The organism is Formivibrio sp. oc-25, assembly GCF_055810895.1.
In genome coordinates, this window is record NZ_JBVVOL010000012.1 from 1 (window position 1) to 15,614 (window position 15,614).

Genomic DNA, 15,614 nt, shown 5'->3' on the forward strand with positions numbered 1-15,614 from the left:
TGCTCAAGCAGCGCAATAACCGCCCGATGCGCATCTCGCTCACCATGGCACTGGCTTGCCTGCTGGTGGTCGCGCCGTTGCAGGCGCTGGTAGGTGACGCGCATGGCTTGAATACCCTGAAACACCAGCCGGCCAAACTCGCCGCGATGGAAGGGCTGTGGGAAACCCATCAGGGTGGCACGCCGCTCAACCTGTTCGGCATTCCCGACATGAAAGCCGAGACCACCCGCTACGCCGTGCAGATTCCGCACTTGGGCAGCCTGATCCTGACCCACAGCTGGGACGGCGAGGTGCGCGGGCTGAAAAGCTTCCCGCCCGAAGATCGCCCGAATGCCCTGATCGTCTTCTGGAGCTTCCGGATCATGGTCGGGCTGGGTGGGCTGATGATTCTGCTGGCCGGGCTTGGGGCATGGCTCTATTGGCGTGGCCGCCTGTACGAATCGCGCCCTTACCTGCGCTTTGCTGTCGCCATGGGGCCATCCGGTTTCATTGCCCTGCTTGCCGGCTGGGTGACCACCGAAGTCGGCCGGCAGCCCTGGGTGGTGTATGGGCTGATGCGCACGGTCGATGCGGTCTCACCGGTTACGCACCAGCAGGTCAGCACCTCGCTGTTTATCTTTGTCGTGGTGTATTGCCTGGTCTTTGGTACCGGCATCTATTACCTGCTCAAGCTGCTGCGAAATGGCCCCCAGCCAGACCATGATCCTCTGCTGGATACGGTGCACGCCGCGCAGGCCGGACGGCACCCACTGCAAGGCGCAGCGCTTTCGATTGATACGCAGGAAGGAGGCAAGGATGCTTGATCTGGCCTTGGTATGGGCAGCCATCATTGCCCTTGGGGTGTGGATTTACGTGGTGCTGGATGGTTTCGATCTGGGCATCGGCATCCTGTTTCCGTTTTTCCCGGCCGATGAAGATCGCCAGGTGATGATGAATTCGGTCGCCCCGGTCTGGGATGGCAATGAAACCTGGATGGTACTGGGTGGTGCGGGGCTGTTCGCGGCCTTTCCAGTGGTGTATTCCGCCGTGCTTTCCGCGTTGTACTTGCCCTTGCTGTTCATGCTTGTCGGGCTGATCTTGCGTGGTGTGGCATTTGAAATCCGCGCCAAATCGCACCGAACCCGCCCGATCTGGGATCTGGCCTTCATGCTGGGTTCAGCGCTGGCCACCTTTTGCCAGGGCGTGGCGCTTGGCGCTTTTATTCAGGGCATCCCGGTTGTAAATCGCGAATTTGCCGGTGGCGCGTTTGACTGGCTCTCTGCCTTCAGTCTGTTTACCGGACTGGGCTTGCTGGTGACCTACGCCATGCTGGGCTGTGGCTGGCTGATCATGAAGACCGAAGGCGAGCTGCAGCGGCGCATGTTCCGCGCCATGCCGGTGCTGACCCTGGCGCTGCTTGTCGTGATCGCGGGCGTCAGCCTGTGGACGCCGCTTTCGCAGCCAGCCGTGGCGGCACGCTGGTTTGGCCCGGCGTTGATCTGGTTGTGGCCGGTTCCGCTCGCGGTATTGGGCTGTGGCTGGGGCATGCTGAAAGCGGTACAGCGCAGGGCCGAGGTGCTGCCGTATTTGCTGGCCCTGGTGCTGATCACCCTCGGCTATGCCGGCTTTCTGATCAGCATCTGGCCCAACCTGATTCCGCCCGGGATCAGCCTGTGGGCCGCGGCCGCGCCGGAAAGCAGTCTGAAATTTACACTGGTGGGCGCGGTGTTGATCCTGCCCCTGATTCTGGCCTACACCGCCTGGGGCTACTGGGTATTTCGCGGCAAAGTCCGCGCCAATGATGCGGGGTATCACTGATGCAAAAGGAAATGAATCCGGCGCCAGGCCGTTGGCAAAAGGCAATCTGGTTTGTTGGCCTATGGCTGGCCGGATTGATTGGAATGGGATGCATGGCCGGTTTGATCAAGCTGGGCATGCATTTTTTGAAAACCACAAATTAAATACAGCGACTGCCACGCGTTACTGCCGTGGCAGTCGCAACACAAATTTCAAACCAGGAGTCTCACGCCATGTCCCGTGTTTATAACTTCTCCGCTGGCCCTTCGGTATTGCCGGAAGCAATTCTGCAAAAAGCCGCCGCTGAGATGCTCGACTATCAGGGCACTGGTCAATCCGTGATGGAAATGTCGCACCGCTCCAAGCCGTACGAAGCCATCATCAACGGCTGCGAAGCGCTGGTGCGTGAAGTGCTCGGCGTTTCCGACGATTACCATGTGCTGTTCCTGCAAGGCGGCGCCAGCCTCCAGTTCCACATGCTGCCGCTGAACTTCATGACCATCAACAAACGCGCCGACTTCACCCTGACCGGCCAATGGGCGCAGAAAGCTGTGGAGGCCGCGAGCAAGCTCGGCACAGTGAACATCGTCGGTTCGTCCAAGGACAAGAAGTGGTCCTATCTGCCGGAAATCACTGGTGCGGACACGGAGGCGGATTACTTCCACATCTGCAACAACAACACCATCGAAGGCACCCAGTACCACGCGATCCCGAACGTCGGTGATGTGCCGCTGATCGGCGATATTTCCTCCTGTGCCCTCTCAGCCCCGATGGACGTGAGCAAGTTTGCCGTGCTGTACGCAGGTGCGCAAAAGAACCTCGGCCCGTCCGGCGTGACGCTGGTGATCATCCGCAAGGACATGGTCGACCGCATCCCGGCCGGCCTGCCGATCATGCTCGACTTCCGTACCCATATCGAAGCCAAGTCGATGTACAACACCCCGCCGTGCTACGCAATCTACATCATGAAGCTGATACTGGAGTGGGTGAAGGAAATGGGTCGTGAAAACCTCTTCGCCCAGAATGCAGAAAAGGCTGCCATTTTGTATGACTTCCTCGACAGCTCGAGCTACTTCTACAGCCCGGTGGAAAAGAGCGTGCGTTCGCTGATGAACGTACCGTTCATCACCCGCGTAGCCGATGCCGAAGCAGCGGAAGCCATCAACAAGAAGTTTGTGAAGGAAGCCGAAGCCAATGGCCTGGTTAACCTGGCCGGTCACCGCTCGGTCGGCGGTATGCGCGCCTCGATCTACAACGCCATGCCGGTTGAAGGCGTGAAGGCACTGGTGGCCTTTATGCAGGAATTCGAAGAGAAACACATTTAACTGGAATCGAGTCGGTCGGCCGCTGGTTTTTGGGTGCATCACCCCAGCAAGAATCCAGAGCGGCCGCCGCACGTTGCAAGGAACAGGTGGCGCGATGGAATCGCTGCAAGTACCAGAACTGCTATGTCCTGCAGGCAATCTTGCTGCGCTCAAAGCTGCGATAGACAATGGCGCTGATGCGGTATATGTCGGTTTCAAGAGTTCGACCAATGCGCGAAATTTTGTTGGGCTGAATTTTACGGATGCGCAATTGGCATCGGGCATTGAATACGCGCATAGCCGAAATCGCCATGTCCACATTGCAATCAATACTTTTGCTCAGGCCGGCAGAGTCAGCGAGTGGCGCGCCAGTATCGATAAAGCAGCGGAGATGGGGGCGGATGCGGTTCTGTTGGCAGATATCGGTTTGCTAGCTTATGCAGCAGCCAGACATCCTGATTTGACGCTCCATCTTTCCGTGCAAGGCTCCGCTACGAATTACGAAGCAATCAATTTTGCGCATGAATCTTTTGGGATCAAACGCGCAGTCTTGCCCCGTGTGCTAACGATTCCGCAGATCGAGGCCACGATTCAGAATACTGCCGTTGAAATTGAGGTTTTCGGTTTCGGTAGCTTGTGCGTCATGGTGGAAGGACGTTGTATTCTTTCCTCTTATGCCACCGGGCAATCGCCCAATACACACGGGGTATGCTCTCCTGCGGCTTTTGTACGCTGGGAACAAGATGCAGGCCGCATGGATGCACGCCTCAATGGCATCCTGATCGACAGATTCGAAAAGGGTGAAAATGCAGGTTACCCAACACTCTGCAAAGGGCGGTTCAATGTTCAGGGCGAAAATTATTATGCGCTTGAGGAACCTACGAGCTTGAATGTGCTGTCGATTTTGCCGGAATTATTCAGAATTGGTGTTCGTTCAATCAAGGTTGAAGGTCGTCAACGCAGCCCCGCCTATGTTGCAGAGGTCACGCAAATTTTGCGTGCTGCCATCGATTCGACAAGGTATGCAGATTACGCTGTCAAACCGGCATGGTCAGAGGTATTGAATAAAGTATCCGAGGGGCAACAGCAGACGCTCGGTGCGTATAACCGGCCATGGAAATAATTATTTGTAGAAGTTCAGACTTGATCTGACAGTAAAGCCTTGCCGAGAGGAGGAGTTATCTACGCCGGCTGTCGGCCAATTATTGACCTTGGGCCTCTGACTATATCTGGCGGAAAAGTGCAGATAGCCTGAGGCTAATATCGAAACCATGCCAATGGGTTCTTTTCAGATTCGACGAATTCACACTCCCGCCCCTAATTCGTGGACTCATCTTGCGAAAGGAGGGGTGAGACGAGAGTTTCTGTAAACGCTGGGCGATACACCGACCTTGCTTCTAAAGAAACGCGAAAAATGGCTCATATTCACAAAGCCATGAGACATGGCAATCTGCGTGATTGACTCGGGTTTGCGTGCCGGGTTGACCAGGCTTTCGAGGATGGCATCCAAGCGCTTGGATGCAATGTATTCCTGCAAGGTTTGCTCTTCGCTTGCCCATAGCTGCTGAAGATAACGCGTCGACACGCGCAGGTTAGCGGCAATCTCGGCAACACTGAGATTATCACGGTTGATGTGCTGATTGGCATACTGCTTGGTCAAGAAAATTAACCGTTCACGGTGATCCGTGCGTTGCACGGGCTGTACTTGCATGGCCTCCTGAAGAACTGCCCCCAGCAGGGTCGACAAATTCTTCAAGGCCAGGTCTGCACTGCATTCGGCAACTTCAAAGCGTTTTCGATGCAGTTCATTGGCATAAGCGCACAGTAACGAAGCCATGCTGTTGCCACTCCCCAAAGGCTGAGCAACCAGTCGCCTCAAAAGCGTCGAACTACAACCCAAGGCATCAACCGGCAGGCGAAAGCTGGCTACCTGCATCTCTTGCGGGATGTACAGACTATAAGGTTGATCCGTCACGCAGATGGAGAACTCTCCTGCTTGCATCGCGCAGTGCCGATCAGTCTGGGCCACACGCATTTCACCTTGCAGCATCAAATTGAGAATCACCGCATCAGGCACCTCTCTGTTTGCAGTTGCGCGATGCCGCTGCACGTTTAGCGTTCTTTGCACTTGGATGTGTGTTGCCGCGCCATAGGTAGATGAATAACCCTTCATCGCACACAGAAAATTGCTCGCTGACTCTGCTCGGCAGTCAAGTTCGACGATGTGCTCACGCACGACATCATTCCAGTACTGCATCCTCTCCCCTGGCTGGAGCTGTGCGGTATTCGCGTGGACGTGGCGAACAGCTGAAGGACGGAAGAGGTGGTTGGCATGCATGGTTTTGGCGCAATAAAAACAAAAAAATTTTTTGCAACAAAGACATGCAAGATTTGTACCGGATTTTCAGGCTGTGTATTTTTTGTTCGGATATTGCACAGCAGGGCGCATGAGGAAGGCTGAGTATTCACACATCGAGCAACCCTCGACTCACTTCCCAACTAGGAGAACCCCCATGAGCAAATCAATCCACAGCAAGTACAAAGTCGCCGCAGTGCAAGCAGCCCCCGAGTTCATGAACCTGGAAAAAGGTATTGCAAAAGCCATCCATCTGATCGAGGAAGCCGCAGCAGCGGGTGCCAAGCTGATCGCCTTTCCGGAGGTCTGGCTGCCCGGTTATCCGTGGTGGATCTGGCTCGACGCACCAGCCTGGGGCATGCAGTTTGTGCAACAGCACTACGAAAATGCACTGGTTGTTGGCAGTGAGCAATGGCAGCGTCTGTGTGATGCAGCGGCAGAAAACGGCATCTTCGTGGTGTTGGGCTTTTGCGAGCGTGCCGGTAGCTCTCTGTACATTGCGCAAGCGATCATTGACGATAGTGGCAAGCTGATTTCGACGCGCCGCAAGCTCAAACCGACACACGCGGAGCGAACCGTGTATGGCGAAGGGGACGGCAGTGATCTCGCCGTGCATGACACGAAACTTGGCCGGATGGGCGCCTTGTCATGCGCCGAGCATATTCAGCCCCTCTCCAAGTACGCAATGTATTCCCAGAATGAGCAGATACACGTTGCTGCCTGGCCGAGCTTCTCGGTCTACCGTGGCGCAGCTTTCCAGCTCAGTGCAGAAGCCAATCTGGCTGCCAGCCAAGTTTACGCACTCGAAGGCGGCACGTATGTGCTGGCGCCTTGCGGCGTTGTGTCAAAGGAAATGCTCGACATGCTGGCTGACACACCCAATAAACGCCAACTCCTGCTGGAGGGCGGAGGCTTTGCGCAGATTTTTGGCCCGGACGGCCGCCCCTTGTGTGAGCCGATCCCGGAGACCGAAGAAGGCATTCTGTATGCGGATGTAGACCTCGGATTCATCGGTGTTGCCAAAGCCGCTTATGACCCCTGTGGGCACTATTCCCGCCCGGATGTTGTGCGCTTGCTGCTGAACAGGAAACCTCATTCGCACGTCCACGCCTTCGATCCCGAGTTCACGGAGACCAGCGCCTCCGAGGAGACCGCAGACTGAGCTGTAAATGAATGACGTTGGCCTTGAGCTTCCGTCAAGGCCAGCATCTTAACGACAGCAAATAATTCATGAGAGATTCAACGATGAAAAAACCATCTTTAGCGCTGTCCTGCGCAACCATGCTCCTGTCTGTAAATGTCTTTGGTGCCGAGGTCGCAACCGATCCGGGGGATATTTCGCCGCTGCCCGAAGGCACCAACCTGGGCATTGTTTATTACCAGCACACGACCCGTGATGCTTACCATGTCAATGGCAACAAACTTGACGGCTCCAACAAGTTGGATACAGATATTGGCCTGCTGAGAGTCGTCCATTTCATGAACATCGGTGGATTTCTTGCCAATCCACAGATCGTATTGCCGTTCGGGTCTGCCAACCTGAAGAGCAACAGCCTGGGTCTTCCATTCAATTCAAAAAAAGAGACGGGAGTTGGCGACCCACTGGTTGGCGGCTCTGTCTGGGTCTGGCAAAGGCCGGAAAACAAGGAGTCGATTGAAATAACCGGTTTTCTCTCAATTCCAGCCGGAAGTTATGAAATGGAAAGTGGCCCCATCAACATCGGCGAAAATCGCTGGAAATACATTGGGCACATCGGTTATTCACGCGCCATCACCCAAGCGGTCAGCGTTGATGTCGTGGCAGAAGTGACCAAGTATGGAGACAACGACGAATTCCTCGTCAGTGGTCTGAAGAAGTCACAAGCGAATGCACAAAGCCTGATGCTTCACACAAAGTACGCCCTCACACCACAAAGCCATGTTGGCTTGTCGTACTACCATGATTTTGGGGGCGAAACGAGCCTGAATGGCGTGAAGCAAGGCGACAAAATGAATAACAGTCGCTGGCTGCTGACATACGCCAATTTCATCACCGCCAGCACACAGTTCCAGGTTCAGTATGGACAGTCCATCAAGGTCCGGAACGGATTCAATGAGGACAACAGAGTGAATCTACGGTTCCTGACGGTCTTTTAATTCAAGAAAGCCTTTTTGATAAAGCGGGAACGCGGGGTGCCAGGCACTGGCACCCTGAATTCCTTTTGCATTCCCAGGCAAATATTTTTCAATCTTACCGCCATCACAAGCCAGGTATTTATTTAATGAGCACTCCCATCTTGTCTCTTATTCTGAGTTCAATCTTTCCGGTTTTAATTACTTTTGCACTTGGAATTTTTGCTGGGAAGTTGAAGCATTTCTCGGAAACTGATGCAGAAAGGATGAATCGCCTTATTCTGCTCTATACCTTGCCGCTGGGCCTGTTTTTCGGAGTGATGCATACACCAAGAGAGGTACTTGTCAGCATGGGGCCCCGGTCTTTTGTGCTGATGCTGGTACTTGCTCTCGCATGTTGCCTGCCTTGGTTCGTCATGCGCTTTCTGCTTCGCCGCAGCCTCGCGGAAAGTACATTGCAAGCCATGGTCATGGGAACTCCGAGCATCTTGTTTATCGGTTTCCCGATCCTCACACCACTGCTGGGGCATGCACCTACGACTCTTTTGGTCGTGGTCTCGGGCCTGATCCAGAACCTGTTTGTATTACCGGCGAGTCTGGTCCTCATGTCATTGGCCACACATTCAAGCGAATACAAAGCATCATTTCTGGTACATCTAAAAACCGTTGCAACTCACCCCATCGTATTGGTTCCAGCGCTTTCGATGTTGATGATTTTTTACGATATCAGGCCGCCTGAATTGCTAAACCAATCAGGACAACTGCTTGGCCAAGCAACAGGTGGACTCGCCATTTTTTCCGCGGGCGTGGTGCTTCAATCACGAAAAATCATGCTGACCCGCGACACCATCTATCCGGTTTTGGTAAAAAATGTGCTCATCCCGGGTCTCTGCTATCTGGGGCTTCAAGCCTTTGGGGCTACCCCAACGATGATCAGAGAAATCGTGCTGACCATGGCAATTCCGACAGGCTCAATTGCTTTGGTCGTAGCCATGAAATTCAAGACCATGGAAGGCGAGGTCGCATCCTCAGTGGCGCTGAGCACGATTGCTGCGCTCATATCGATGGGCGGATTCGTTGCTTTAACTGCATGAGCGGTTGAGAAGTTGATTGCCGGACCGCCAGCGTTTTTCGTCACGCCTTGAGCATGTTCCTCAACACACTGCGTCCCTTAAGCGTTGCCATTGCGATCATCGTCTGACCTGGCTGCAGGTTTTGGTCGAGCAGGGGTTGAAGGTCCAGTCCTTGTTGCTGCGGATGGCGATGAGGATTGGACTGTCCCGGCCCTAGTAGGTATCAGTACCTTTTCCCGAGTCGGGTAACGGCTTCACCTCATGTCTCGACACGCCAATATGCACGGATTGTGCACGAGTGGATTGGGGCTGTCGGACTGGATTCATCTATTTATGGTACGCATGGATCAGACCCAGTGCAAGGATCTGCTTCGGCACCGACCATGCCGCGGACGGATCAGTGAATTGCGGCAGCAATGCCAGGAACAGCAGGAAAACTTTGGGATTCAAACCGCTCACGCAAGCGCCTTTGAGCATCCAATGCGGCCAAGAGGTTGATTCGCTGATACTACTGGCTTGTGGCTGCGCGGGATGAACCAGCATCTGGATGCCCAGCCACAGTAAATAGCCTGCTCCGAGGGTGGTGAGCATCGTCAGTGCCATCGGTGAACTGGCCAGCAAGGTACCGACTCCGGCCGCCACGATCAGCGTGGCCATCAAGTGACCGAACAGCATGCCGGCCACCGCCGGCACCACAACCGTGCCGCGAATCCCCGCCGAGATGGCATAAGCCCAATCCACGCCGGGGGTAATGATGAACAGAATCGATACGGCCCAGAACGCCGCGAATACACTCAATGCCATATTGCTACCTCTTGATCGCTCATGAACCGGAGGGCGTTTCACCCATCGTGCAGGATTCTGCCTAATTAGGAGAAGCTTCCAATCCGAAAAGTCTGATCGAGATAATATGCTTCAGGCGTTAGAATGTGCTCTAAAATTCTTGCCGTATAAATTAATAAAAAGGTAACTTCTCTCAAGTGGATAAGATTGACAGAAAGATTCTTGCCGAGCTGCAAGCGGATGGGCGACTTTCCGTTACCGAGCTGGCCCAACGGGTGGGACTCAGCCTGTCGCCTTGCCACCGTCGAGTCCGGGCGCTGGAGCAATCGGGGGTGATCCGGGGCTATCGTGCAGACATCGAACCCGGCGCATTGGACTTGAGTTTTTCAGCGATTGTGTTTGTCACGATGCGTGAAGGTGATCGCCGTACGCTGGATGCGTTTGAACTGGCCGTACTGAATATTTCGCAAGTCGTCGATGCGCAGCGACTATTCGGCGATCCGGATTACCTGCTGCATGTCATGACTTGCGACCTGACCGCATTCCAGCAGCTGTACGATGAACGACTCTCCGCGTTACCTGGGGTGCAGCGCCTGACTTCCACGCTGGTCATGAAACATGTGGTTCATAACCGATCCATGCCTATGTGAGCATCCTTCATGTCAGATCTCATCAAGATTGCATTTCTCTTTGCCCTCACGGCTGTTGCCGAAATTGTCGGCTGCTATCTTCCAGCTTTCCGGAGCCGCCTCTAGGCCAAGGGGTTCTCAGCCAGTCGCCACGCTGTATGACTGTTCCTTATCAATAAGCTGCCGCACAACCCCCGTCATTTGCACTCTACCAATGACAGCTATCGCTGCGCACCTGCCTGTCAGTGGAAAATCTGAATGTGTGGTGCCAATGGCCGCTTTGGAGCAGGGCGTGGGATCACCGTCCGCAAAGGAGGAAAAAACTGACTGACGGGTCATGGCCGAGTGCCGAAACGCCAGTAGTTGCATCCAATGGCCGGACCTGGAAGCATTGCTGCCATTCAAACCAGAAGCCTTGTTCCGCAACCTGAATGGCTGCTTTTTACTATTCTGATCAAAATGGTGAACGGCAGCTTCCGTTTCTGACAATGGCGAGTTTGGGCACGCTTTTGCCGTACGACCTGAAAACCTGAACGACAGCAAGGCTTCCCATTGCCGACATTACTAACGGTCATGAGCACTTTTCGGTGTCAGTGACAGGTTCAAAATGATTTCGGATATTTGACCAATGCATTGCCAGTTGCCAGTCCGCTCACAAATCTACCGGATGCCAACGGAGCACGCACCTGACTGTCTCTCCTGAACCCATCAATTTAACTCAAGCCGTTTAACCGCGAACCATGTAATGCTCAAACAAGCCATAAAGGGCGTTGCACCAACCAACCACATTATGCCGCTTCTTCTTCCGCCTGCTCTTCAAGTGCTATCGGCTCAAAGTCCTCTTGATGGCGTAGCCAATCCTCTGCCATGGCCGGGTTGTCCTGCAGACGTTGTTCGATGGTGAGGCTTTCACGATACTCCTGAGCCAAGGCAGCCATTGTCCAACTGGTTTCGATGCCACGTGACTCGATGGCTTGGCGAAGGTCGCTCAATCCAATCCGGAAGAACTCTTTGCGCGGATTTACTTTGTTGACTTGGGCCCGCACAAATTCCTTGTGCAAGGCACGCTCTAAGCCTGGTGCATCCTCACTCCAGATCATGGCATGGACATCGAATGCAAATGGCACACTGGCGTCACCCAGTTCACGCACACGATCCAATGGCTCAAGCCGGCGTGTCATCCCGACCTTGTAGACGTTATCCCCTAGTGAACCAACGTTTGAAATGACGTAAACATGACCCGCCCGAGTCTGCTGCGCCATGGACTGTGCACGCTGGTTTCGCTCTTCGGCTTGCTGCAGTTTTTCCTGTAATGCGGCCAACTCTGCTTCAAATTTCGCTTTCTGCTCATCGTTTGCTTTGGCTACTTGAGCGCGTACTTTCTCCATTGCACGTTGCAGGGTTTCTTCTTCTTTTGCGGCATCGCGCAAGGCGCGTTCAATTTCCTTGCGGGCGCGTTCCTCCTCGCGAATTTGTTCACGGATCGCCCGTTGTTCCTCTTTCTCGCGTTCGCGAATGGCGATCACAGAACATGCCCAGCGAAGTTCAGTAAGACGTGCCTGCAGGTATTCTTCGGTGATTTTGGCATCGCGGAAAGCACTGCCATTGTTGTTGACCAGGGCGCAGGCATCCTGAATTTGCCGCTCCAGCGTGCCATAGTTGTCTGATTTTGTGCGCGTGAGGATGGAGTCAACCTTGCCATTAAACGCATCAATGACAAAGCGTATGGCCGTTTCTCTGCGGTTCCTTTCCACATATTCGCAGGTGGCGGCCCTGCCTGATTCGACCATCAGCTTGCTGCGCTCTCTGGCCTGTTTCAACTGCTGTCCAGCTTCGTCAAACCCGTAGGTTTCCGCCAGTTCATCCAGCAGACTGTATGTGGGCTTCAAGTAGCGGTCGCCATATCCTTCTATGACGTTGCGCATCGCCGTGGCGGTCTCGGATAGTTGATCAACTTCTTTCAGCGCGCGGTAGGCATCGCCGGCAATTTCTTCGGCGCGTTGATTAGCCTCTTGAATGATCTGATCTGCTTGGCGGTTGGCATTGGCAAGGAGTTCTTCAATGCGATCCCGTTTTGTTTTCGCATCGAGGTTGGATTTGCTGCGAATTTCCGTCGCTTCCTGCATGGCAGCTTCTTTGATTGCGGTGGCTTCTGTTTCGGCGACCCTCAGTATTCGCTCGGATTCGCGCTCTGCAGAGGCCTTAACTTCGGCTGCGACCATGCGAATGTTGTTTGCTGCAGTCGTTGCGTCACGAATATCTTTGAACTGGGAGAGGGAGTCGATTTCTTGCTGGAGTTTTTGAAAGGATTGGGCTGATTGCCTTCGCTCATTCTCTAGTTGCGTATTCAGCGCTTGAAGATCGCCTTCCAGTTGCTTTGAGCGCTTTCGAGCACCATTTCGCTGTACGAAGAGTACGATCAGCCCAACCACGGCAAGGAGTAACAGGAATTCCACATAACCTCCTTTGTACGGAATACACGGATATTCTTGTTAGTGTATCTGACGCCGAGGCGGCAGCCTATTTACCCATTTTGAAATAATAGATACTGCTCCATTATTTCCACATCCAACGCATCACGCCCGGAAAAAAAATGACGGGCGCCATTCACACCGCCTGTGACGACGCAACGACCCACAGGCCATCAATGATCACGACATTCTGGATAGGTTCAAAATGGTGAAGTTGTGGCGCATACATACCATGTAAATACTGATTTCCCTGCTCAAGGCGGATAAGGCGTGATAATTCGAGATTATCACGCCTTATTTTTGTATGTTATGCCGTAATTTTTATTTGATAAATAGTATGTATATACATAGCATGTAGTACGTATCAAATTTAACGGACACCCATCATGGCCCGCGCCGGTATCTACAAGTCAGAAGTAAAAAAAGCACGTGATGCACTGCTCGCACAAGGCAGACATCCCTCAATCGATGCAGTGCGCACCGAACTGGGCGACACCGGCTCGAAAACCACAATCCACCGCTACTTGCGTGAACTCGAGGAAGAGGAAGGTGCGGGATTTGGCAAGAAAGTTGCGGTCAGTGAAGCCTTGCAAGATCTCGTGGATCGACTTGCTGCGCGACTGCATGAAGAGGCAGAGGAGCGTATTTTAGAAGTACGCGATGAATACACCAGGCAAATCGCCAATCGCGACGAAACAATTGCAGCACTGAAACGAGAAATCGAAGAAATTGGAATCAAACTGCAGCACACAGAATCAACATTACATACTGAACGGGTCGCACATGAAACAGCCCGGCAAACGCTTCAAACGCTGACCGTCACGAAGGCACAACTGGATCAACAAGTCTCCGACTTGAAGGATCACCTGGCTGAGAATGATGCTCACCGCCAATCCCTGGAAGAAAAACATCAACACGCACGGGAAGCGCTTGAACACTATCGGCAAGCCGCAAAGGAACAGCGAGAACAGGAGCAACGCCGGCACGAACAACAGGTGCAGCAACTACAAGCCGAAGTCCGGACTTTGAATCAGACGCTGATCGTGAAGCAACATGAACTGACGCAACTCCATCAGGAAACCGGCCGAATATCAGCTGAACTGATGGCCATACGGACCGAATTGCGGCGAGTTGAGTTGGAAAACGCGAAGATTGACCAAGAACGCGGGGCGCTACTACTCCAAGTCAGTACTCTTGAAGCAACCAAGGCGACACTCACTGAACGTATGCAGCAGACCATGGCTGCTCGCGATGAAGCTTTGCAGCTCCTGAGGATACGTTTGGCCAGTCATCAGCCAGAAAATTCCGACGTGACTGATGGTAAAGACACAATTACGAAAGATCTATTTCCAGCGGGGTAAAATATGTATGCATATCATCGTGTTACGAGCGATATGTATAACATTTTGCCTCATCCCGACCCCGCCTCCCAAAAGGAAGTTGAATTCTATATATATCAATATGTTAGGTGGTCAAATGTGGAAATTTTCCCTTCATCCCGGTCATACCCCTACCCCGCCCAGCAGTAACGGACGACGACCAAACATGTCGCCTAACCTGCCGGCACTAACAATCAGGGTGGTGATGGTAAGCAGGTAGGAAAGTACGACCCACTGCACCTGCTGAAACGATGCCGAGAACACCTCGGTCAAGGTGGGCAGCGCCACATTGGCGATGCTGGTGCCCAGCGATGACAACAACATCGACATTGACAAGCTCAGTAGAGCGCGGCGCTCGCCGGAGGTCTGCATGTGCCAAGGCTTGCATGGCGTCGTACTAGCCTGCAGGTTATGCGGTGTTACGTTGTCTTGTCCTGTGTTCATGGCATTAGCTCCTGAAGTGGGTATTCAGTAGCTTATGCCTGGGTATAACATGGCGGAAGACGCATGATTTGCACTATATACATGCATGTAACGCAGTTATTGCTGCAAGCAGCGAGGGTTGGTATGAGCGCACCTGATTTGAATCTGTTGATAACGCTGGAAGCACTGCTAAGTGAAGGTAGCGTTGCACAAGCTGCGCGACGCCTTCGTCTGAGCCCATCAGCAATGAGCCGCGCCCTGCAGCGGTTACGGGATAGCACTGGTGACCCGCTACTGGTGCGGTCTGGTCGCGGTCTGGTGCCGACACCACGGGCGATGGAATTGCGCGAGCAGGTCGGCGGGTTGGTGCAACAGGCACTACAAGTGCTAAGCCCCAGTCCATCGCTTGATCTTGGTAAGGTGAATAGAAACTTCACTTTGCTGTGCAGTGATGGTTTTGTTGAAAACTTCGGACCACGATTACTGACACGCATCGCGAGTGAGGCGCCTGGCATTCACCTCAGCTTCATACCCAAGATCAGACGCGATAACAGTTATCTGCGCGAGGGCACAGCCGATCTGGAAACTGGCGTAATAGGTAAAGTCACGGCACAGGATCTACATGCTCGTGCACTATTTCGTGATCATTTTGTGGGCGTGGTTCGACAAGGACACCCGCTACTGACGGACGACATCACCCTAACTCGCTATGCTGATTGTGGCCACGTGGCTGATTCGCGCCATGGCATTGGCAACAACCCGATAGATATAGTGTTGGGAGCACAGGACGTGCGGCGGTATATCGTAACTTCAGTGGCAGGGTTCGCCGTAGCATTGGCACTGGCACGCAATACCGATCTGGTGGCTACTGTGCCTGAGCGGCATACGCGATATTTGCGTACCGATATGGTCACATTTACCTTGCCGGTAACCATGCCAGAGATAACGCTCTCCATGCTCTGGCATCCCAGGCTTGATGCTGACCCTGCACATATCTGGCTGCGTTCGATAGTACGCGAAATATGCATGGACGAGATGGCGTAGGGTCAAATATCAATCGACCACATGAAGCCATCATGTGAAGCTTCACTTACGGCCACAACCGGCCATCCGTCATTATGCCCCATTGCGGACATAGATCCTGCGCTCTACTCCAAAGCAGCTATTGGCATCGCAGTGCTCGGATTTCCCCCTGACAGGCAGGAGTGCCACAGTCATGTTCCTTATAAAAGTTCAGGCAGCCTACGCGCACAGAGGTTACGTTACATTCATGGATTCATGGCTGAAATTGTTGTGACTTGCCTACAA

Annotated in this window: 14 protein-coding genes; 10 read left to right on the top strand and 4 right to left on the bottom strand. The window is 53.5% G+C overall.

Going from position 1 to position 15,614, the window contains the following annotated elements; translation table 11 throughout:
* The 4 genes from AC0KVQ_RS09650 to ubiU form a co-directional block, all read left to right on the top strand.
* Nucleotides 1-803 (top strand): cytochrome ubiquinol oxidase subunit I (locus AC0KVQ_RS09650; RefSeq protein WP_473420943.1); only part of this gene is annotated, 803 nt, incomplete at its 5' end.
* Entirely contained in the window at nucleotides 796-1,797 is a 1,002-nt protein-coding gene (gene cydB / locus AC0KVQ_RS09655) for a cytochrome d ubiquinol oxidase subunit II (RefSeq protein WP_473420944.1), read from the top strand. The genes AC0KVQ_RS09650 and cydB, both read left to right, overlap by 8 nt.
* Before the next feature lie 212 nt (nucleotides 1,798-2,009).
* Nucleotides 2,010-3,101 (top strand): 3-phosphoserine/phosphohydroxythreonine transaminase, encoded by a 1,092-nt coding sequence (gene serC / locus AC0KVQ_RS09660; RefSeq protein WP_473420945.1) that lies wholly within the window; start codon nucleotides 2,010-2,012, stop codon nucleotides 3,099-3,101.
* A 94-nt stretch (nucleotides 3,102-3,195) separates the two neighbouring features.
* Complete coding sequence (ubiU, locus tag AC0KVQ_RS09665; RefSeq protein WP_473420946.1) at nucleotides 3,196-4,203, top strand: ubiquinone anaerobic biosynthesis protein UbiU; 1,008 nt, start codon at nucleotides 3,196-3,198, stop codon at nucleotides 4,201-4,203.
* A gap of 207 nt (nucleotides 4,204-4,410) precedes the next feature.
* Here the strand turns inward: ubiU and AC0KVQ_RS09670 are convergent, their stop codons facing one another.
* Nucleotides 4,411-5,337, bottom strand: coding sequence for a helix-turn-helix domain-containing protein (locus AC0KVQ_RS09670; RefSeq protein ID WP_473420947.1), 927 nt, complete (start codon nucleotides 5,335-5,337; stop codon nucleotides 4,411-4,413).
* Between the two features lie 256 nt (nucleotides 5,338-5,593).
* On the opposite strand from AC0KVQ_RS09670, the gene AC0KVQ_RS09675 reads away from it, so the two are divergent.
* From AC0KVQ_RS09675 to AC0KVQ_RS09685, 3 genes are all read left to right on the top strand, one after another.
* The gene (locus tag AC0KVQ_RS09675; protein WP_473420948.1) at nucleotides 5,594-6,598 is read left to right on the top strand and encodes a carbon-nitrogen hydrolase family protein; all 1,005 of its coding nucleotides are present in this window, start codon (nucleotides 5,594-5,596) and stop codon (nucleotides 6,596-6,598) included.
* Nucleotides 6,599-6,681: 83 nt separating this feature from the next.
* Nucleotides 6,682-7,572 carry a transporter gene (locus AC0KVQ_RS09680; protein ID WP_473420949.1) on the top strand — a complete coding sequence of 297 codons (891 nt, stop codon included), beginning with the start codon at nucleotides 6,682-6,684 and terminating at the stop codon, nucleotides 7,570-7,572.
* 125 nt (nucleotides 7,573-7,697) lie between these two features.
* Nucleotides 7,698-8,642, top strand: coding sequence for an AEC family transporter (locus AC0KVQ_RS09685; protein ID WP_473420950.1), 945 nt, complete (start codon nucleotides 7,698-7,700; stop codon nucleotides 8,640-8,642).
* Nucleotides 8,643-8,948: 306 nt separating this feature from the next.
* Here the strand turns inward: AC0KVQ_RS09685 and AC0KVQ_RS09690 are convergent, their stop codons facing one another.
* Entirely contained in the window at nucleotides 8,949-9,425 is a 477-nt protein-coding gene (locus tag AC0KVQ_RS09690; RefSeq protein ID WP_473420951.1) for a LysE family translocator, read from the bottom strand.
* A 176-nt stretch (nucleotides 9,426-9,601) separates the two neighbouring features.
* On the opposite strand from AC0KVQ_RS09690, the gene AC0KVQ_RS09695 reads away from it, so the two are divergent.
* The gene (locus AC0KVQ_RS09695) at nucleotides 9,602-10,054 is read left to right on the top strand and encodes an Lrp/AsnC family transcriptional regulator (RefSeq protein WP_473420952.1); all 453 of its coding nucleotides are present in this window, start codon (nucleotides 9,602-9,604) and stop codon (nucleotides 10,052-10,054) included.
* Between the two features lie 767 nt (nucleotides 10,055-10,821).
* Here the strand turns inward: AC0KVQ_RS09695 and AC0KVQ_RS09700 are convergent.
* Entirely contained in the window at nucleotides 10,822-12,489 is a 1,668-nt protein-coding gene (locus AC0KVQ_RS09700; RefSeq protein ID WP_473420953.1) for an SNIPE associated domain-containing protein, read from the bottom strand.
* 401 nt (nucleotides 12,490-12,890) lie between these two features.
* Between AC0KVQ_RS09700 and AC0KVQ_RS09705 the strand changes: the two genes are divergently transcribed.
* Nucleotides 12,891-13,865, top strand: coding sequence for a DNA-binding protein (locus AC0KVQ_RS09705; protein ID WP_473420954.1), 975 nt, complete (start codon nucleotides 12,891-12,893; stop codon nucleotides 13,863-13,865).
* 141 nt (nucleotides 13,866-14,006) lie between these two features.
* Here the strand turns inward: AC0KVQ_RS09705 and AC0KVQ_RS09710 are convergent, their stop codons facing one another.
* Nucleotides 14,007-14,327 (bottom strand): MFS transporter, encoded by a 321-nt coding sequence (locus AC0KVQ_RS09710; protein WP_473420955.1) that lies wholly within the window; start codon nucleotides 14,325-14,327, stop codon nucleotides 14,007-14,009.
* 123 nt (nucleotides 14,328-14,450) lie between these two features.
* Here AC0KVQ_RS09710 and AC0KVQ_RS09715 point away from each other — a divergent pair, with 123 nt between their 5' ends.
* On the top strand, nucleotides 14,451-15,350 hold the full coding sequence (locus AC0KVQ_RS09715) for a LysR family transcriptional regulator (protein ID WP_473420956.1): 900 nt from the start codon (nucleotides 14,451-14,453) through the stop codon (nucleotides 15,348-15,350).
* Nucleotides 15,351-15,614: the final 264 nt, after the last annotated feature.